A 19,066-nucleotide genomic window follows, 5' to 3' on the forward strand; every position below is an offset into this window, starting at 1 on the left:
GACCCGTGCTCCCAACCTCGCTCAGAAAGCGGCCTGAAGCAGCCCGCCCAGCGCATTACAGGCACCCACGACCCGCTGCATGTCCCGCTTGGTGAGCGCGGCATCGACGGGCAACGCCAGCGTCTCGTCAGCGGCCAACTCGGTCTCCCGCAGTGCCACACACCGCCGGAACTCGGGCAGCCTGTGCACCGGTGTCTTCACCGGCACCCGGCACTCAACTCCCCGACCGCGCAAGGCGCGAGCAAAGGCGTCCCGATCGGGCCGCCCGTTCCCGGGCACGCGCACGACGTACTGCTGATAGGTGTGCCCGTCCCCACCATCAGGGGTCCACACCCCCTTCAACTTCCCGTCCAGATAGGCGGCCCGCTCCCGCCGCTGGGCAACCTCGTCGTACGGCGCCTCGGACTCCCCCTGCTCCAGCACGAGCAGCCCATGCCGCTGCCCCACACCGTGCAGCCCCGCTATGTCGGCCCGCCGCCCAAACCGGTGCACGACAACCACAGCCGCCGTCCGATGAGTTACGGCCGCCTCGACGGCGGTCACATCGAGGCAGTACGTGGCTGGATCTATGTCGGCGAACACCGGCAGCGCACCGGTCAGCACGACCGCCTCGGCCACTTCGACGTTCCCGAAGGCCGGTACGACGACCTCGTCACCGACTCCGACGCCGGCGGCCCTGAGCATTGCAGCAGTACCCATGCTTCGGATGCTGCTTGCGCAACGTGAACTTCAAGTGACGCAGAACAAAAAAGGGTTGGACCCCGAACCGAAGTTCAGGATCCAACCCTTTGAAGAATTGTTCGGCGGCGTCCTACTCTCCCACAGGGTCCCCCCTGCAGTACCATCGGCGCTGTAAGGCTTAGCTTCCGGGTTCGGAATGTAACCGGGCGTTTCCCTCACGCTATGACCACCGAAACACTATGAAACTGTCAAACATGCCGCACCACACCCGTGACCATGGGCATGGGGCCGTTCGTGGTTTCAGAACCAACACAGTGGACGCGAGCAACTGAGGACAAGCCCTCGGCCTATTAGTACCGGTCACCTCCACCCATTACTGGGCTTCCAGATCCGGCCTATCAACCCAGTCGTCTACTGGGAGCCTTACCCCATCAAGTGGGTGGGAATACTCATCTCGAAGCAGGCTTCCCGCTTAGATGCTTTCAGCGGTTATCCCTCCCGAACGTAGCCAACCAGCCATGCCCTTGGCAGAACAACTGGCACACCAGAGGTTCGTCCGTCCCGGTCCTCTCGTACTAGGGACAGCCCTTCTCAATATTCCTGCGCGCGCAGCGGATAGGGACCGAACTGTCTCACGACGTTCTAAACCCAGCTCGCGTACCGCTTTAATGGGCGAACAGCCCAACCCTTGGGACCGACTCCAGCCCCAGGATGCGACGAGCCGACATCGAGGTGCCAAACCATCCCGTCGATATGGACTCTTGGGGAAGATCAGCCTGTTATCCCCGGGGTACCTTTTATCCGTTGAGCGACGGCGCTTCCACAAGCCACCGCCGGATCACTAGTCCCGACTTTCGTCCCTGCTCGACCCGTCGGTCTCACAGTCAAGCTCCCTTGTGCACTTACACTCAACACCTGATTGCCAACCAGGCTGAGGGAACCTTTGGGCGCCTCCGTTACTCTTTAGGAGGCAACCGCCCCAGTTAAACTACCCATCAGACACTGTCCCTGATCCGGATCACGGACCCAGGTTAGACATCCAGCACGACCAGACTGGTATTTCAACGACGACTCCACAACCACTGGCGTGGCCGCTTCAAAGTCTCCCAGCTATCCTACACAAGCCGAACCGAACACCAATATCAAACTGTAGTAAAGGTCCCGGGGTCTTTCCGTCCTGCTGCGCGAAACGAGCATCTTTACTCGTAGTGCAATTTCACCGGGCCTATGGTTGAGACAGTCGAGAAGTCGTTACGCCATTCGTGCAGGTCGGAACTTACCCGACAAGGAATTTCGCTACCTTAGGATGGTTATAGTTACCACCGCCGTTTACTGGCGCTTAAGTTCTCAGCTTCGCACGCCCGAAAGCGCACTAACCGGTCCCCTTAACGTTCCAGCACCGGGCAGGCGTCAGTCCGTATACATCGCCTTACGGCTTCGCACGGACCTGTGTTTTTAGTAAACAGTCGCTTCTCGCTGGTCTCTGCGGCCACCCCCAGCTCGGAGAGCAAGTCCCCTCACCAGTGATGGCCCCCCTTCTCCCGAAGTTACGGGGGCATTTTGCCGAGTTCCTTAACCATAGTTCACCCGAACGCCTCGGTATTCTCTACCTGACCACCTGAGTCGGTTTAGGGTACGGGCCGCCATGAAACTCGCTAGAGGCTTTTCTCGACAGCATAGGATCATCCACTTCACCACAATCGGCTCGGCATCAGGTCTCAGCCTTAATGAGCGGCGGATTTGCCTACCACTCGGCCTACACCCTTACCCCGGGACAACCACCGCCCGGGATGGACTACCTTCCTGCGTCACCCCATCACTCACCTACTACCACCTTGGTTCGGCGGCTCCACCACTTTCCTTTCCCCGAAGGGTCCGGAACGGCTTCACGGCCTTAGCATTAATGGGTTCGATGTTTGACGCTTCACAGCGGGTACCGGAATATCAACCGGTTATCCATCGACTACGCCTGTCGGCCTCGCCTTAGGTCCCGACTTACCCTGGGCAGATCAGCTTGACCCAGGAACCCTTAGTCAATCGGCGCACACGTTTCTCACGTGTGTATCGCTACTCATGCCTGCATTCTCACTCGTGAACCGTCCACCACTAGCTTCCGCTGCGGCTTCACCCGGCACACGACGCTCCCCTACCCATCCATACAGGCGTTGGCCCTATTGTATGAATGACACGACTTCGGCGGTACGCTTGAGCCCCGCTACATTGTCGGCGCGGAATCACTAGACCAGTGAGCTATTACGCACTCTTTCAAGGGTGGCTGCTTCTAAGCCAACCTCCTGGTTGTCTGTGCGACTCCACATCCTTTCCCACTTAGCGTACGCTTAGGGGCCTTAGTCGATGCTCTGGGCTGTTTCCCTCTCGACCATGGAGCTTATCCCCCACAGTCTCACTGCCGCGCTCTCACTTACCGGCATTCGGAGTTTGGCTAAGGTCAGTAACCCGGTAGGGCCCATCGCCTATCCAGTGCTCTACCTCCGGCAAGAAACACACGACGCTGCACCTAAATGCATTTCGGGGAGAACCAGCTATCACGGAGTTTGATTGGCCTTTCACCCCTAACCACAGGTCATCCCCCAGGTTTTCAACCCTGGTGGGTTCGGTCCTCCACGAAGTCTTACCTCCGCTTCAACCTGCCCATGGCTAGATCACTCCGCTTCGGGTCTTGAGCGCGCTACTCTATCGCCCTATTCGGACTCGCTTTCGCTACGGCTTCCCCACACGGGTTAACCTCGCAACACACCGCAAACTCGCAGGCTCATTCTTCAAAAGGCACGCAGTCACGAGATATGTGCAAGCACATATCCGACGCTCCCACGGCTTGTAGGCACACGGTTTCAGGTACTATTTCACTCCGCTCCCGCGGTACTTTTCACCATTCCCTCACGGTACTATCCGCTATCGGTCACCAGGGAATATTTAGGCTTAGCGGGTGGTCCCGCCAGATTCACACGGGATTTCTCGGGCCCCGTGCTACTTGGGTGTCTCTCAAACGAGCCGTACAGATTTCGACTACGGGGGTCTTACCCTCTACGCCGGACCTTTCGCATGTCCTTCGCCTATCCATACGGTTTCTGACTCGTCTCACAGCCGGCAGACTGTGAAAGAGAGATCCCACAACCCCGTATACGCAACCCCTGCCGGGTCTCACACGCATACGGTTTGGCCTCATCCGGTTTCGCTCGCCACTACTCCCGGAATCACGGTTGTTTTCTCTTCCTGCGGGTACTGAGATGTTTCACTTCCCCGCGTTCCCTCCACATACCCTATGTGTTCAGGTATGGGTGACAGCCCATGACGACTGCCGGGTTTCCCCATTCGGAAACCCCCGGATCAAAGCCTGGTTGACGACTCCCCGGGGACTATCGTGGCCTCCCACGTCCTTCATCGGTTCCTGGTGCCAAGGCATCCACCGTGCGCCCTTAAAAACTTGGCCACAGATGCTCGCGTCCACTGTGCAGTTCTCAAACAACGACCAGCCACCCGTCACACACCGCTCACGCGATGCTTCACCGGGGCCGGCATCGAGGGGGTTCATTCCCTCAGACACCCAACAGCGTGCCCGACACCCTCGCCACTCATGATCAGCTTTCCACGCTCCGAAGAGCAGTACTGGCAGCCCGAGATGACTGAAAGTGCCGAATAATCAACGTTCCACCCATGAGCAACCAGTGCGAGACATTCGCTCGCATGCTGGCCTCTGGACAACCTTGCGGCTGCCTAGAAGTGCTCCTTAGAAAGGAGGTGATCCAGCCGCACCTTCCGGTACGGCTACCTTGTTACGACTTCGTCCCAATCGCTGGTCCCACCTTCGACAGCTCCCTCCCACAAGGGGTTGGGCCACCGGCTTCGGGTGTTACCGACTTTCGTGACGTGACGGGCGGTGTGTACAAGGCCCGGGAACGTATTCACCGCAGCAATGCTGATCTGCGATTACTAGCAACTCCGACTTCATGGGGTCGAGTTGCAGACCCCAATCCGAACTGAGACAGGCTTTTTGAGATTCGCTCCACCTCACGGTTTCGCAGCTCATTGTACCTGCCATTGTAGCACGTGTGCAGCCCAAGACATAAGGGGCATGATGACTTGACGTCGTCCCCACCTTCCTCCGAGTTGACCCCGGCGGTCTCCTGTGAGTCCCCATCACCCCGAAGGGCATGCTGGCAACACAGGACAAGGGTTGCGCTCGTTGCGGGACTTAACCCAACATCTCACGACACGAGCTGACGACAGCCATGCACCACCTGTACACCGACCACAAGGGGGGCACTATCTCTAATGCTTTCCGGTGTATGTCAAGCCTTGGTAAGGTTCTTCGCGTTGCGTCGAATTAAGCCACATGCTCCGCTGCTTGTGCGGGCCCCCGTCAATTCCTTTGAGTTTTAGCCTTGCGGCCGTACTCCCCAGGCGGGGAACTTAATGCGTTAGCTGCGGCACCGACGACGTGGAATGTCGCCAACACCTAGTTCCCACCGTTTACGGCGTGGACTACCAGGGTATCTAATCCTGTTCGCTCCCCACGCTTTCGCTCCTCAGCGTCAGTAATGGCCCAGAGATCCGCCTTCGCCACCGGTGTTCCTCCTGATATCTGCGCATTTCACCGCTACACCAGGAATTCCGATCTCCCCTACCACACTCTAGCTAGCCCGTATCGAATGCAGACCCGGGGTTAAGCCCCGGGCTTTCACACCCGACGTGACAAGCCGCCTACGAGCTCTTTACGCCCAATAATTCCGGACAACGCTTGCGCCCTACGTATTACCGCGGCTGCTGGCACGTAGTTAGCCGGCGCTTCTTCTGCAGGTACCGTCACTTTCGCTTCTTCCCTGCTGAAAGAGGTTTACAACCCGAAGGCCGTCATCCCTCACGCGGCGTCGCTGCATCAGGCTTTCGCCCATTGTGCAATATTCCCCACTGCTGCCTCCCGTAGGAGTCTGGGCCGTGTCTCAGTCCCAGTGTGGCCGGTCGCCCTCTCAGGCCGGCTACCCGTCGTCGCCTTGGTGAGCCATTACCTCACCAACAAGCTGATAGGCCGCGGGCTCATCCTTCACCGCCGGAGCTTTCAACCACCACAGATGCCTGCGGTAGTGGTATCCGGTATTAGACCCCGTTTCCAGGGCTTGTCCCAGAGTGAAGGGCAGATTGCCCACGTGTTACTCACCCGTTCGCCACTAATCCCCACCGAAGTGGTTCATCGTTCGACTTGCATGTGTTAAGCACGCCGCCAGCGTTCGTCCTGAGCCAGGATCAAACTCTCCGTGAATGTTTACCGGTAATCCGGTTCGCATACACGAGAGCGGAACCACCGGAGGAATAATCCGGTGGTTCACAGCGTCCTCGCTGTATGTTTCTTCAAAGGAACCTCGCCCCAACCGAAACCGGTCGGAGACGGGGTATCAACTAAATCTGGCGTTGATTTTTGGCACGCTGTTGAGTTCTCAAGGAACGGACGCTTCCTTTGTACTCACCCGAGAGACTCTCTCAGGCTTTCCTCCGGGCTTTTTCCCTTCGGTCTTGCGTTTCCGACTCTATCAGACCGTTTCCGGTTCCGATTTCCTCGGTGCTTTCCAGGTTTCCGCTTTCGCGTTTCCCTTTCCGGCGGCTCCGACTTTATCAGAGATTCTGAGTCGGAATTCCCACCGCTTCGGGGAGTGGTTCCGGCGCACGAGGTGGCCGGGTTCCCGTTGAGGTGGAGCCGTAAACGTACTGGAGCGGGGCGCCTCGATGCAAATCGAGGCGCCCCGCTCCTGGTTCACGCGTACGAGGGCTGACGGGACGTCAGACCTCTACCACCACCGGGAGGATCATCGGCCTGCGGCGATACGTGTCGGAGACCCACTTGCCGAGGGTCCGCCGCACCAGCTGCTGGAGCTGATGGGGCTCGACGACGCCGTCCTGGGCGGAGCGCTCGAGGACCTCCTTGACCTTCGGGATGACGTCGGCGAACGCCGAGTCCTCGATACCCGAGCCACGGGCGTGGATATGCGGGCCACCCGTGATCTTGCCGCTCGATGAGTCGATGACCACGAAGACCGAGATGATGCCCTCGTCGCCGAGGATCTTGCGGTCCTTCAGGGCCGGCTCACCCACATCGCCGACCGAGAGGCCGTCGACGTACACATAGCCCGCCTGGACCTTGCCGGAGATCTTGGCCTTGCCCGCGACGAGGTCGACGACGACGCCGTCCTCGGCGATGACGATCCGGTCGTGCGGGACGCCGGTCATGGCGCCCAGCTCGGCGTTGGCCCGCAGATGGCGCCATTCGCCGTGGACCGGCATCAGGTTCTTCGGGCGGCAGATGTTGTAGAAGTACAGCAGCTCGCCGGCCGAGGCATGGCCCGAGACGTGGACCTTGGCGTTGCCCTTGTGGACGACGTTGGCGCCCCAGCGGGTCAGGCCGTTGATCACGCGGTAGACCGCGTTCTCGTTGCCCGGGATCAGGGACGACGCCAGGATCACCGTGTCGCCGGAGACGATGCGGATCTGGTGGTCCCGGTTGGCCATGCGGGACAGGGCCGCCATCGGCTCACCCTGCGAACCCGTACAGACCAGGACGACCTCGCGGTCGGGAAGGTCGTCGAGCGTCTTGACGTCGACCACCAGGCCCGGCGGGACCTTCAGATAGCCCAGGTCCCTCGCGATGCCCATGTTGCGGACCATCGAGCGGCCGACGAAGGCGACCCTGCGGCCGTACTCGTTGGCCGCGTCCAGGATCTGCTGGATGCGGTGGATGTGGCTGGCGAAGCTGGCCACGATGATCCGCTTGCGGGCGTTCCCGAAGACCTGGTGCAGGACGTTGGAGATGTCCCGCTCGGGCGGGACGAAGCCCGGTACCTCGGCGTTCGTCGAGTCGGAGAGAAGGAGGTCGATGCCTTCCTCGCTCAGACGTGCGAACGCGTGGAGGTCCGTCAGACGGTTGTCCAGCGGAAGCTGGTCCATCTTGAAGTCGCCGGTGTGGACCACCATGCCGGCAGGGGTGCGGATGGCGACCGCCAGGGCGTCCGGGATGGAGTGGTTGACCGCGACGAACTCACAGTCGAAGGGGCCGATGCGTTCGCGGTTCCCCTCCACCACCTCAAGGGTGTACGGACGGATGCGGTGCTCCTGGAGCTTCGCCTCGATCAGCGCGAGGGTCAGCTTGGAGCCGATCAGCGGGATGTCCGGCTTCTCGCGGAGCAGGAACGGGACGGCACCGATGTGGTCCTCGTGGCCGTGCGTGAGCACGATGCCCTCGATGTCGTCGAGGCGGTCCCTGATGGACGAGAAGTCCGGCAGGATCAGGTCGATTCCGGGCTGCTCCTCCTCGGGGAAGAGCACGCCGCAGTCGACGATCAGCAGACGGCCGCCGTACTCGAAGACCGTCATGTTTCGGCCGATCTCACCGAGACCGCCGAGCGGGGTGACGCGCAGGCCGCCTTCGGGAAGCGGCGGGGGCGGGCCGAGTTCAGGATGCGGATGACTCAAAAGACTCTCCTCACCACGCACGCCACGTACCGGTAGGGCACGTGGCGCGCATGACGTTCGTGCGTGTAGCAGTTGTCGTTGTGGATTGCGGGCACCGGTGGCCCGCTTATTCAGTTGTGAAGTCTGTTGCGCGCCGGGGGCGCGCGAAGTCTGATGTCAGAGCTGTACCCCGCCGGCAGCAAGATCGATCTTGAGCTGCTCGATCTCTTCAGGAGTGAGTTCGACCATCGGTGCGCGCAGCGGTCCGGCGGGCAGACCCTGGAGGGCGAGCGCGGCCTTCGTCGTCATGACGCCCTGGGTGCGGAACATGCCGGTGTAGACGGGGAGCAGCTTCTGGTGGATCTCCGTGGCCTTCTGTACGTCGCCCGAGACGAAGGCGTCCACGAGGGCGCGCAGGTCCGGCGTGACCACATGGCCGACGACCGAGACGAAGCCGACCGCGCCCACGGAGAGCAGGGGCAGGTTCAGCATGTCGTCGCCGGAGTACCAGGCGAGGCCGGAGCGGGCGATGGCCCAGCTGGCGCGGCCGAGGTCGCCCTTGGCGTCCTTGTTGGCGACGATGCGCGGGTGCTCGGCGAGCCGGACCAGTGTCTCGGTGTTGATCGGGACGCCGCTGCGGCCGGGGATGTCGTAGAGCATGACCGGCAGCTCGGTGGCGTCGGCGATGGCCTTGAAGTGCCGGTACAGGCCCTCCTGCGGGGGCTTGTTGTAGTACGGCGTGACCACCAGGAGGCCGTGCGCGCCGGTCTGTTCGGCGGCCTTGGCGAGCTCCAGGCTGTGGTGGGTGTCGTTGGTGCCGACGCCCGCGACGACGTGGACACGGTCGCCGACCGCCTCCAGTACCGCTCGTACGAGGTCCGTTTTCTCCGCGTCGCTGGTGGTGGGCGACTCACCGGTGGTGCCGTTGATGATCAGGCCGTCGTTGCCTGCGTCCACCAGGTGGGTAGCGAGCCGCTGCGCGCCGTCGAGGTCGAGTGCGCCGTCCGCCGTGAAGGGCGTGACCATGGCGGTGAGGACCCTCCCGAAGGGGGTCTGCGGAGTGGAGGTCGGAGCCATGGGTAACACGCTACTCGCTGCTCAAGACGTGGTCTGCCCTCGGGGGGCGCGAAAAGTCATGACAAAGATGGAGCCCGGCACTGCCTGCTCGGGGGTTCAAGCAGTGCCGGGTCCGTTTGATCAGGCTAGATGAACTTCTCCAAATGCCGCAATACGGACACCTCGCACGGCTGATCCGTACATCTGTCCCTGATCGGGGAACGCGGGTGCGTTACGGGGCCACACGGCCGTTCGCATTGAAGGCGGCGTACGTGAGCGGCATGAGCTTGGCCCACTCGGCCTCCATCTTCTCGCCGACCATCTCGATCTCCCGCTGCGGGAAGGACGGAACCTTCGCCAGTTCGTGCTGGGTGCGCAGGCCGAGGAAGTGCATCAGCGAGCGGGCGTTGCAGGTGGCGTACATAGAGGAGAAGAGACCGACGGGGAGAACCGCGCGGGCGACCTCGCGGGCGACGCCGGCGGCGAGCATCTCCTGGTAGGCCTCGTACGCCTGACGGTAGGAGTCCTCCATCGTGCGGGACACCAGCTGCTGCTGGGCCTCGGTGCCCTCGACGAAGACGTACTTGCCGGGGCGGCCCTCCTGGACGAGCTTGCGGTCCGCGCCGGGGACGTAGAAGACCGGTTCGAGCTCCCGGTAGCGGCCCGACTCCTCGTTGTACGACCAGCCCACGCGGTGCCGCATGAACTCGCGGAAGACGAAGATGGGGGCGCTGATGAAGAAGGTCATCGAGTTGTGCTCGAACGGGCTGCCGTGCCGGTCGCGCATCAGGTAGTTGATGAGGCCCTTGGACCGCTCGGGGTCCTTCTTCAGCTCGTCCAGGGACTGCTCGCCCGCGGTGGAGACACGGGCGGCCCACAGCACGTCGGAGTCGGCCGCGCTGTGCTTCACCAGCTCGACACTGACATCGCTGCGGAAGCTGGGCTTGAGGTCGTCGACGGGGGTGTCGGTCACGGCTCGCAGGGTCCTTCCATCACTTCGCTCGAACGGCGCCCACTCTACGGCCCGGCACTGACATCGGGGCGTTCGGTACCGGGACGCGACATCTTCGGTGAAGTTCTGTGAATTCGGGGCATCAGGGCACCTTTTCGGGCACTCGTGCGTCTGTATCAACAACAGCCACTCGTTCGACCTTGAGAGGAGTGTCTCCCCGATGTTCCGTCGGCGTGAGCCCGTCCCGTTCGCCTTCGTCGCCGAGGCCGACAGGTTCCGCAGCAATGTCGCTCCCCCGCCCCCGGAGAAGTCCTCCGCAACTGAGATAGCCGGGCGTTGGCTCCTGGGCGTCACCATCATTGCCGCGCTGGTGGGGTCCCTGGTGCTCGGGATGCCGGCGCTGACCCTCGATCACTCCGCCACGGACACCCAGCAGTCACAGGCGTCCCAGGGACACTGACTCATCCGGGCCCCCCAAGGTGGCTCGCGACGGCAGCGGCGGATAGCCTCACCGGGCACAGCCCACGCAGGCACTGAGTGAGGACAAGCCGTGCCCCTGCCCTTCCTGACGGCCGACCGCGCCTTCGAGACAGCCGACGACATCGCGCTGCCCTTCGACGACCGCGACCACTGGCGGCGCCCCTACCGCCCCGGCCCCTGGCGGGTGGGCTCGGCGGCGCTTCTGCTGCTGCTCGCGTCGTACGTGCTGTTCGCGGCGGTCATCATCGCCCTCACCGGCTCCGCCTCAGAAGGCGGTGTGGTGTTCGGTGGCGCGCTGGCCATCATCGCCGTCGCGCTGCGGCTGCTGCGCATGGGCGTGTGGGTGAGCGCCCGCGGGGTGCGGCATGTGGGCTTCTTCCTGACACGTACGGCGCGCTGGGAGAAGGTCGTCGCGGTGCGGACGGTGCAGCAGCCGGTGCGCTGGCTGGGGCTGCCGCGCACGGTACAGGGGCAGGCCCTGACCCTCGTACTCACCGACCGTGCGGCCGAGGACGCTTCGCCGCTGCTGAGCACGCACGGTGCGGACTTCCTGGGCCGGCCCGACGCGTTCGACCGGGCCGCGGACTCGGTGGAGGCCTGGGGCGCGGAGTACCAGCGGGGCTGACCTGCCCAGTGACCTCACGAGTGACATCGAAAGGGGCCGGCCGCCGTGAAGGCGGCCGGCCCCTTTCGTGTCATTCAGGCCTGGACGGGCTTGCCGTCGTGCAGGGCGATCGCCCGTTGCATCGCCTTGCGGGCACGCGGGGTGTCACGGGCGTCGTGGTAGGCGACGGCGAGGCGGAACCAGCTGCGCCAGTCGTGCGGCGCGTCCTCCGTCGCGGCCTTGCGCCTGGCGAAGACCTCGTCGGCCGAGTCGCGGTCGATACGGCCGCTGGGCAGCCGCCTCAACTCGTCGACCGGCAGGCCGCCCTCGGCCTCCAGTTCGGCGGCGAGCCGGTTGGCCTTGCGGACGAACTCGGTGTTCTTCCACAGGAACCACAGGCCGATGACCGGCAGGATCAGCACCGCCACGCCGAAGGTGACGGTGATGAGGGTGCCGGACTGGATGAGCATGACGCCGCGGCTGCCGACCAGGACGAAGTAGAAGACCAGGACGGCGGCCGTTATGGCGTAGGACAGCTTGGCGCGCATGGTGTCGTCAGCCCAGGTCCAGGAAGTTTTCCAGGCCGAAGGTCAGGCCCGGGGTCGTGACCACCTTGCGGGCGCCCAGCAGGATGCCCGGCATGAAGCTGCTGTGGTGGAGCGAGTCATGGCGGATCGTCAGGGTCTCGCCCTCGCCGCCCAGCAGGACCTCCTGGTGGGCCAGCAGGCCGCGGAGGCGGACGGAGTGGACGGGGACGCCGTCGACGTCGGCGCCGCGCGCGCCGTCCAGGGCCGTCTCCGTGGCGTCCGGTGCCGGGGCCGTGCCCGCCGCGGCGCGGGCCGAGGCGATGAGCTGGGCCGTGCGGGTCGCCGTACCGCTCGGGGCGTCGACCTTCTTCGGGTGGTGGAGCTCGACGACCTCCACCGACTCGAAGTAGGGGGCCGCGATCTGCGCGAACTTCATGTTCAGGACGGCGCCGATGGAGAAGTTGGGCGCGATGAGGACGCCCGTCTCCGGGGAGGCGGCCAGCCAGCCGTTCAGCTGCGCGAGGCGCTCGTCGGTCCAGCCCGTCGTACCGACGACGGCGTGGATGCCGTGGCCGACGCAGTACTCGAGGTTGTCCATCACCGAGGCCGGCGTGGTCAGTTCGACGGCGACCTGGGCGCCCGTCTCGGCCAGGGTCTCCAGCTTGTCGCCCCGGCTCAGGGCGGCGACCAGCTCCATGTCCTCGGCGGCCTCGACGGCCCTGACCGCCTCGGAGCCGATCCGGCCCTTGGCACCGAGGACCGCCACGCGCAGCTTGCTCATCTTCTTGGTTTCCTTCGGGAGGGTGCTTACGCGACCGCTTCGTGCAGTCGGGACGCCTGCTTGTCCTTCAGCGGGCCGATGACCGACAGCGAGGGCCGCTGTCCCAGGATCTCGCGGGCGACCGCGCGGACGTCGTCCGGGGTGACCGACGCTATCCGGGTCAGCATGTCGTCGACGGACATCTGCTCGCCCCAGCACAGCTCGCTCTTGCCGATGCGGTTCATCAGCGCACCGGTGTCCTCCAGACCGAGGACGGTGGAGCCGCGGAGCTGGCCGACGGCGCGGGCGATCTCGTCGTCCGTCAGGCCGTGCTCGGCGACGTGGTCGAGTTCGTCGCGGCAGATCTTCAGCACGTCGTGGACCTGCGAGGGCCGGCAGCCGGCGTAGACGCCGAAGAGGCCGCAGTCGGCGAAGCCCGAGGTGTACGAGTACACGCTGTAGGCCAGGCCGCGCTTCTCGCGGACCTCCTGGAACAGGCGGGAGGACATGCCGCCGCCCAGGGCCGTGTTCAGCACGCCCAGCGCCCAGCGGCGCTCGTCGGTACGGGCCAGGCCCGGCATACCCAGGACGACATGGGCCTGCTCGGTCTTGCGGCCGAGGAGTTCGACGCGGCCCGAGGTGCGGATCGTACGGCGGCCGTCGCGCGGGGCGATGGGGGCCGCCTCGGCGTTCTTGAAGGCGCCCGCCTTCTCGAAGGCCGCGCGGACCTGTCGTACGACCTTGTTGTGGTCGATGTTGCCCGCGGCGGCCACGACCAGGTGGGTCGGGTCGTAGTGCTTCTTGTAGAAGCGGCGGATGCGGTCGGCGGTGAGGGCGTTGACCGTGTCGACCGTGCCGAGGACCGGGCGGCCGAGAGGGTTGTCGCCGAACATGGTGTGCGCGAACAGGTCGTGCACGCAGTCGCCCGGGTCGTCCTCGGTCATGGCGATCTCTTCGAGGATCGCGCCCCGCTCGACGTTGACGTCCTCTTCCAGGATCAGCGAGCCCGTGAGCATGTCGCAGACGACGTCGATGGCGAGCGGCAGGTCGGTGTCGAGCACGCGTGCGTAGTAGCACGTGTACTCCTTCGCCGTGAACGCGTTCATCTCGCCGCCGACCGCGTCGAGCGCCGAGGAGATGTCCAGGGCGGAGCGCCGCGTCGTGCCCTTGAAGAGCAGGTGCTCCAGGTAGTGCGTGGCACCGTTCAGGGACGGCGTCTCGTCGCGGGAGCCGACGTGGGCCCAGATGCCGAAGGTCGCGGAGCGGACCGAGGGCAGCGTCTCGGTGACGATGCGCAGGCCGCCCGGGAGGGTGGTCTTGCGGACCGTGCCGATGCCGTTGGTGCCCTTGATGAGCGTTTGGGTACGGGCGACGGCCCGCGCCTCCGAGGAGGTGCGGGCCGTCGCCGTGGAGCTGCTCGACGTCACTTGTCGGTGTCGTCCTTCGTGTCGTCGCCCTCTTCGCCCTCGATCACGGGGATGAGGGAGAGCTTGCCGCGGGAGTCGATCTCGGCGATCTCGACCTGGACCTTGGCGCCCACGCCGAGCACGTCCTCGACGTTCTCCACGCGCTTGCCACCGGCGAGCTTGCGGATCTGCGAGATGTGCAGCAGACCGTCCTTGCCCGGGAGCAGCGACACGAACGCACCGAAGGTGGTGGTCTTGACGACCGTACCCAGGTAGCGCTCGCCGACCTCCGGCATGGTCGGGTTGGCGATCGAGTTGATCGTGGTGCGGGCGGCCTCGGCGGAGGGGCCGTCGACAGCACCGATGTAGATGGTGCCGTCGTCCTCGATCGTGATGTCGGCGCCGGTGTCCTCCTGGATCTGGTTGATCATCTTGCCCTTGGGGCCGATGACCTCACCGATCTTGTCCACGGGGATCTTGACGGTGATGATCCGCGGGGCGTTGGGGGACATCTCGTCCGGCGTGTCGATCGCTTCCATCATCACGTCGAGGATGTGGAGGCGGGCGTCACGGGCCTGCTTCAGAGCGGCGGCCAGGACGGAGGCCGGGATGCCGTCCAGCTTGGTGTCGAGCTGGAGGGCGGTCACGAACTCCTTGGTACCGGCGACCTTGAAGTCCATGTCGCCGAAGGCGTCCTCCGCACCGAGGATGTCGGTGAGGGTGACGTAGTGCGTCTCGCCCTCGATCTCCTGGGAGATCAGACCCATGGCGATACCGGCGACGGGGGCCTTGAGCGGCACACCGGCGTTCAGCAGCGACATGGTGGAGGCGCAGACCGAGCCCATGGACGTCGAGCCGTTGGAGCTCAGCGCCTCGGAGACCTGGCGGATCGCGTAGGGGAACTCCTCGCGGGTCGGCAGGACCGGGACCAGGGCGCGCTCGGCGAGGGCGCCGTGGCCGATCTCGCGGCGCTTCGGGGAGCCGACGCGGCCGGTCTCGCCGGTGGAGTACGGCGGGAAGTTGTAGTTGTGCATGTAGCGCTTGCGGGTCACCGGGGAGAGGGTGTCCAGCTGCTGCTCCATGCGGAGCATGTTGAGGGTGGTGACGCCCAGGATCTGGGTCTCGCCACGCTCGAACACCGCGGAGCCGTGCACGCGCGGGATGGCCTCCACCTCGGCGGCGAGCGTACGGATGTCCGTGACGCCACGGCCGTCGATGCGCTTCTTCTCCTTGATCACGCGCTCGCGGACGAGCTGCTTGGTCAGGGAGCGGTACGCGGCGGAGATCTCCTTCTCGCGGCCCTCGAACTCCGGCAGGAGCTTCTCGGCGGCGAGCGCCTTGACGCGGTCCAGCTCGGCCTCGCGCTCCTGCTTGCCGGCGATGGTCAGCGCGGAGGCGAGCTCCGGGCGGACGGCGGCGGAGAGCGCCTCCAGGATGTCGTCCTGGTAGTCGAGGAAGATCGGGAACTCGCCGGTCGGCTTGGCGGCCTTGGAGGCGAGGTCGGCCTGGGCCTTGCAGAGGACCTTGATGAAGGGCTTCGCGGCTTCCAGACCGGCGGCGACGACCTCCTCGGTCGGGGCCTCGGCGCCGCCCTTGACCAGCTGGATGGTCTTCTCGGTGGCCTCGGCCTCGACCATCATGATCGCGACGTCGCCGTCCTCCAGGGTGCGGCCCGCGACGACCATGTCGAAGACGGCGTCCTCGAGCTCGGTGTGCGTCGGGAACGCGACCCACTGGCCGTTGATCAGCGCGACGCGGACGCCGCCGATCGGGCCGGAGAAGGGCAGACCGGCCAGCTGCGTGGACGCGGAGGCGGCGTTGATCGCCACGACGTCGTACAGGTGGTCGGGGTTGAGCGCCATGATCGTGGCGACGACCTGGATCTCGTTGCGCAGGCCCTTCTTGAAGGACGGGCGCAGCGGGCGGTCGATCAGGCGGCAGGTGAGGATGGCGTCCTCGGAGGGGCGGCCCTCGCGGCGGAAGAAGCTGCCGGGGATCTTGCCGGCGGCGTACATCCGCTCCTCGACGTCCACCGTGAGGGGGAAGAAGTCGAGCTGGTCCTTGGGGTTCTTGGAGGCGGTGGTGGCCGACAGCACCATGGTGTCGTCGTCCAGGTACGCCACGGCGGAGCCGGCGGCCTGCTTGGCCAGGCGGCCCGTCTCGAAGCGGATGGTGCGGGTGCCGAAGGTGCCGTTGTCGATGACGGCCTCGGCGTAGTGGGTCTCGTTCTCCACTAGCGGTTTCTCCGTTACTTTCGTCTGCGTTCGTCTTTTGTCCCATCCACCCGTGTGGTGGGGGGACGTGGGGCGGAGAAGCGCGCCGTCTGGTGCGGGCCGGTCTTCGATCGAAGCACCCGGGTTCACAATCCCCGGGGGCCACTACCGAGGACCGGCGGCGGCGAGGTGCGCTCCTCCTCGTGATACTGCGTGGTGTTGCGTCGTGCTACCACACTACAAAGCGCGTGTGACACTCCGCACGTTGCCATACATACGCAAAGGGAGCGGCCCCCGATCGCTTCGGGAACCGCCCCCTTCACGGCGTCTTACTTGGCGCCCGCCGCACCACGGCGGATGCCGAGGCGGTCGACCAGCGCACGGAAGCGCTGGATGTCCTTCTTCGCCAGGTACTGGAGAAGGCGGCGACGCTGACCCACCAGGATCAGCAGACCACGACGGGAGTGGTGGTCGTGCTTGTGGGTCTTGAGGTGCTCGGTCAGGTCCGAGATCCGGCGCGACAGCATGGCGACCTGGACCTCGGGGGAGCCGGTGTCGCCCTCCTTCTGACCGAACTCGCTGATGAGCTGCTTCTTCGTAGCGGCGTCGAGCGGCACGCGTACTCCTCGTAGTCTTTGAAATGGCCACCGAGTGCCCCCGGTCTTTGTCTCGGGGGAGCTTCCGTTACTCGGGAGGCGGGGATCCGCTGGGCGCGGCCTCCAGGGTCCTGCGAGGGACTCCGGGGGTGCGTACACAAACGGCCGTCATTCAGGTTACCAGGCCCAGGTGGGCACCTTCGCCGCGGTTTCCGAACCACCCCGGTGGGGCGGAGGGGGCTACTAGGGTGAGCTCGGATCGTAGGCACGTCGGGAAGGGGTCGCCGGGACATGGCGGAGACGGCAGAGGAGATCAAGGCGCGCAAGGAGCGGGAGCGGGACGAGCTCTACTCCCTCGACATCTCCGGCGTCGAGTGGCACTGCGCGCCGGGTACGGAGGAGCACGAGGAGCGGGTGGAGATCGCCTACCTGCCCGAGGGTGCCGTGGCCATGCGGTCCTCGCTCGACCCGGACACCGTGCTGCGCTACACGGAGGCGGAGTGGACGGCCTTCGTGCTCGGCGCGCGGGACGGGGAGTTCGATTTGCAGCCGGCGCCGGAGGAGTCCGCGCAGTGACAGCGGAGTGAGTGGAAAGGGGCGGCACGCGCGCGTGCCGCCCCTTTCGTCGTCGTACAGGCGTCTCTCAGTGCTTCAGTCCCGCGCTCCCGATCGCCACGGCCATCAGCACCGGGTCGGTGGGGTACTTGTCGTCGTGGACCAGTTCCCGCTTGCCGAAGAAGGCGCGGCCCTGCTGGTAGAGGATGTCGGACTGTTCCGGGTCGCTGAGCTCGGAGTCGTCGTCCTCGGGGAGCGTGAAGAGCAGGAGCGGGGTCTCCCGGTCCGTGCGCGGGTTCCAGCGGACCACGGCCGCCGGGGCCACGGCGCCCGCGCCGGGGCGGTAGATCAGCAGGTCGTCGCCGCTCATCCGGAGGGGGTAGACCTTCTGGAGCTCACGGCCCTCGAACTTGCCCGCGGTCTTGCCCGTCCCGAGGTCGAACGCCACGATCCAGTCGGAGGGCTCGCCGTTGGCGATGTTCTCCTCGCTCAGGATGTACGCCTGGGTCCGGCCCACGACGATGCCGTCGCAGTTCTCGTACTCGCCGAACAAGGACAGCCCGAAGTAGCGCTCGCCGCACTTCGCGTCGTAGCCGTCGAGGGGAATGGTGGTGCGGTACTTGCCCCGGTCGTCGAGGGTGATCACGTCGGTGACCGTGCTGTCGCCCGCTGCGACGGCGAGGACCGGCGGGTCGGAGGAGGGCAGGTAGACGGTCTGGATACCGCTGGAGACGCGGTACGTCCACACGGGCTTGCCGGTGCGCGGGTCGACCTTCTGCACCTGGAACCTGACGTCGGGCACGGAGCCGCAGCTGAGCAGGGACAGCAGCTGGCGGCCGCCGACGAAGGCCTTGTCCTGGCACTCGTCGCCGAGCGTGCTGTTCCACAGCTTCGCGCCGGTCTTCATGTCGTACGCCACCGAGCCCTGCCCCCAGGCGACGGCGACGACGCCCTTGGTCAGGGTGAGGTTGGTGTTGGTGACGAAGGCGGAGTTCGCGGCCGGCATCTGCTTCTGCCACAGCTTCTTGCCGGTGTTCAGGTCGACGAACACCACCTGGTCGCAGACGCCGTCCTTCTCCGAGCCCTTGGGCTGCGGGGGCTGGATGACGACGGCGGTACGGCCGTCCGCGGTGATGTGCCGGCTGGTGGCGCAGAGGTGGCCGTCCAGCTTGAGGGTCCAGGCCTTCTCATCGGCGTCGAGGGCGATGTTGTAGCCCTCCAGGCGGTCGGCGACGCCCTTGACCATGACCTTGTCGGTGGCCCAGGTGCCGGGCGCGTAGCGGGGGCTGGCGTCGTTGGTCTTGGCGAGGTTCTCCTCGTCGTGCTCGATCATCAGCTGCCCCTCGGGCGAGCCGGGGACCTTCTCGGTCGTCTCCCTGACCTCGTCGGGGCTCTGCGCGACCGGCCCTTTGGCGTCGACGGGAGCGGCGTCGTCGCCGGAGGCGAGGAACCAGCCGCCGCCGGCCAGCATGAGGAGGGCCACGACGACCGCCGTCGCGCCCAGCAGCTTCGTCCGGCGGCGCTTGCGCGCGGTGTCCGCCGCGAGTGCGGATTGGGTGTAGATCGAGGGAGGCGGGCCGAAGCTCACGCGGAAGCGCCCTTTCTGTTCGTGACCTGAGAAGGGCCCACTATGCCCGTCAGCCGGCCGCGGTCCGGGAGCGGGGTGGATCACCGATCCGGCCAACGGCCGTGCGGGGCAAGGAGCTTCGGGAGGGGGCACGCTCGCCCGACGTCACCTTCCGTTTATGTTCGGGGTATTCACGGACATCGCCCCTTTT

The 19,066-nt window shown here is 65.2% G+C and carries 13 protein-coding genes and 3 rRNA genes; 3 read left to right on the forward strand and 13 right to left on the reverse strand.

The window, feature by feature from the left end:
- Positions 1 to 21 precede the first annotated feature (21 nt).
- The 7 genes from OG866_RS11775 to thyX all read right to left on the reverse strand — a co-directional run bounded on the left by OG866_RS11775 (position 22) and on the right by thyX (position 10,168).
- A complete protein-coding gene (locus tag OG866_RS11775; RefSeq protein ID WP_329344054.1) occupies positions 22 to 684 on the reverse strand; it encodes a DegT/DnrJ/EryC1/StrS family aminotransferase in 663 nt (220 codons plus the stop codon).
- A gap of 114 nt (positions 685 to 798) precedes the next feature.
- Positions 799 to 915: ribosomal RNA gene (rrf, locus tag OG866_RS11780) — 5S ribosomal RNA — on the reverse strand.
- Between the two features lie 96 nt (positions 916 to 1,011).
- Positions 1,012 to 4,132 (reverse strand): 23S ribosomal RNA (locus OG866_RS11785).
- 301 nt (positions 4,133 to 4,433) lie between these two features.
- A 16S ribosomal RNA gene (locus OG866_RS11790) occupies positions 4,434 to 5,959 on the reverse strand.
- Together the 16S, 23S and 5S rRNA genes form the textbook arrangement of a ribosomal RNA operon.
- A gap of 515 nt (positions 5,960 to 6,474) precedes the next feature.
- Positions 6,475 to 8,160, reverse strand: a complete 1,686-nt coding sequence (locus OG866_RS11795) for a ribonuclease J (protein WP_329334032.1) — start codon at positions 8,158 to 8,160, stop codon at positions 6,475 to 6,477.
- Between the two features lie 156 nt (positions 8,161 to 8,316).
- The gene (dapA, locus tag OG866_RS11800; protein ID WP_329334034.1) at positions 8,317 to 9,216 is read right to left on the reverse strand and encodes a 4-hydroxy-tetrahydrodipicolinate synthase; all 900 of its coding nucleotides are present in this window, start codon (positions 9,214 to 9,216) and stop codon (positions 8,317 to 8,319) included.
- Between the two features lie 211 nt (positions 9,217 to 9,427).
- Complete coding sequence (gene thyX / locus OG866_RS11805; RefSeq protein ID WP_329334035.1) at positions 9,428 to 10,168, reverse strand: FAD-dependent thymidylate synthase; 741 nt, start codon at positions 10,166 to 10,168, stop codon at positions 9,428 to 9,430.
- Between the two features lie 199 nt (positions 10,169 to 10,367).
- Between thyX and OG866_RS11810 the strand changes: the two genes are divergently transcribed.
- Together OG866_RS11810 and OG866_RS11815 are read left to right on the forward strand one after the other, a co-directional pair.
- Positions 10,368 to 10,607 (forward strand): hypothetical protein, encoded by a 240-nt coding sequence (locus tag OG866_RS11810; protein WP_329334037.1) that lies wholly within the window; start codon positions 10,368 to 10,370, stop codon positions 10,605 to 10,607.
- A 90-nt stretch (positions 10,608 to 10,697) separates the two neighbouring features.
- Positions 10,698 to 11,252 carry a hypothetical protein gene (locus OG866_RS11815; RefSeq protein ID WP_329334038.1) on the forward strand — a complete coding sequence of 185 codons (555 nt, stop codon included), beginning with the start codon at positions 10,698 to 10,700 and terminating at the stop codon, positions 11,250 to 11,252.
- A gap of 74 nt (positions 11,253 to 11,326) precedes the next feature.
- On the opposite strand, the gene OG866_RS11820 is transcribed toward OG866_RS11815, so the two are convergent.
- The 5 genes from OG866_RS11820 to rpsO form a co-directional block, all read right to left on the reverse strand.
- Entirely contained in the window at positions 11,327 to 11,779 is a 453-nt protein-coding gene (locus OG866_RS11820) for a hypothetical protein (RefSeq protein ID WP_329334041.1), read from the reverse strand.
- A 7-nt stretch (positions 11,780 to 11,786) separates the two neighbouring features.
- Positions 11,787 to 12,539 carry a 4-hydroxy-tetrahydrodipicolinate reductase gene (gene dapB / locus OG866_RS11825; protein ID WP_329334043.1) on the reverse strand — a complete coding sequence of 251 codons (753 nt, stop codon included), beginning with the start codon at positions 12,537 to 12,539 and terminating at the stop codon, positions 11,787 to 11,789.
- Between the two features lie 26 nt (positions 12,540 to 12,565).
- Positions 12,566 to 13,945, reverse strand: a complete 1,380-nt coding sequence (locus OG866_RS11830; RefSeq protein ID WP_329334045.1) for a M16 family metallopeptidase — start codon at positions 13,943 to 13,945, stop codon at positions 12,566 to 12,568.
- Positions 13,942 to 16,158: a polyribonucleotide nucleotidyltransferase gene (locus OG866_RS11835; RefSeq protein WP_329334047.1), complete on the reverse strand. Its 2,217-nt coding sequence runs from the start codon at positions 16,156 to 16,158 to the stop codon at positions 13,942 to 13,944. Before OG866_RS11835 ends, OG866_RS11830 begins: the two co-directional genes overlap by 4 nt.
- Before the next feature lie 308 nt (positions 16,159 to 16,466).
- Positions 16,467 to 16,754, reverse strand: coding sequence for a 30S ribosomal protein S15 (gene rpsO / locus OG866_RS11840; protein WP_057579463.1), 288 nt, complete (start codon positions 16,752 to 16,754; stop codon positions 16,467 to 16,469).
- 270 nt (positions 16,755 to 17,024) lie between these two features.
- On the opposite strand from rpsO, the gene OG866_RS11845 reads away from it, so the two are divergent.
- A complete protein-coding gene (locus OG866_RS11845) occupies positions 17,025 to 17,309 on the forward strand; it encodes a DUF397 domain-containing protein (RefSeq protein ID WP_329334050.1) in 285 nt (94 codons plus the stop codon).
- Between the two features lie 67 nt (positions 17,310 to 17,376).
- Here the strand turns inward: OG866_RS11845 and OG866_RS11850 are convergent, their stop codons facing one another.
- Positions 17,377 to 18,876 (reverse strand): outer membrane protein assembly factor BamB family protein, encoded by a 1,500-nt coding sequence (locus OG866_RS11850; protein ID WP_329334052.1) that lies wholly within the window; start codon positions 18,874 to 18,876, stop codon positions 17,377 to 17,379.
- Positions 18,877 to 19,066: the final 190 nt, after the last annotated feature.

Origin of the sequence: Streptomyces sp. NBC_00663 (assembly GCF_036226885.1) — a bacterium.
Taxonomy (GTDB): domain Bacteria; phylum Actinomycetota; class Actinomycetes; order Streptomycetales; family Streptomycetaceae; genus Streptomyces.

Coding starts and splice junctions, on each gene's coding strand:
- dapB (WP_329334043.1), bottom strand. CDS start 12,539: ATGAGCAAGCTGCGCGTGGCGGTCCTCGGTGCCAAGGGCCGGATCGGC.
- dapA (WP_329334034.1), bottom strand. CDS start 9,216: ATGGCTCCGACCTCCACTCCGCAGACCCCCTTCGGGAGGGTCCTCACC.
- OG866_RS11845 (WP_329334050.1), top strand. CDS start 17,025: ATGGCGGAGACGGCAGAGGAGATCAAGGCGCGCAAGGAGCGGGAGCGG.
- OG866_RS11775 (WP_329344054.1), bottom strand. CDS start 684: ATGCTCAGGGCCGCCGGCGTCGGAGTCGGTGACGAGGTCGTCGTACCG.
- OG866_RS11820 (WP_329334041.1), bottom strand. CDS start 11,779: ATGCGCGCCAAGCTGTCCTACGCCATAACGGCCGCCGTCCTGGTCTTC.
- OG866_RS11810 (WP_329334037.1), top strand. CDS start 10,368: ATGTTCCGTCGGCGTGAGCCCGTCCCGTTCGCCTTCGTCGCCGAGGCC.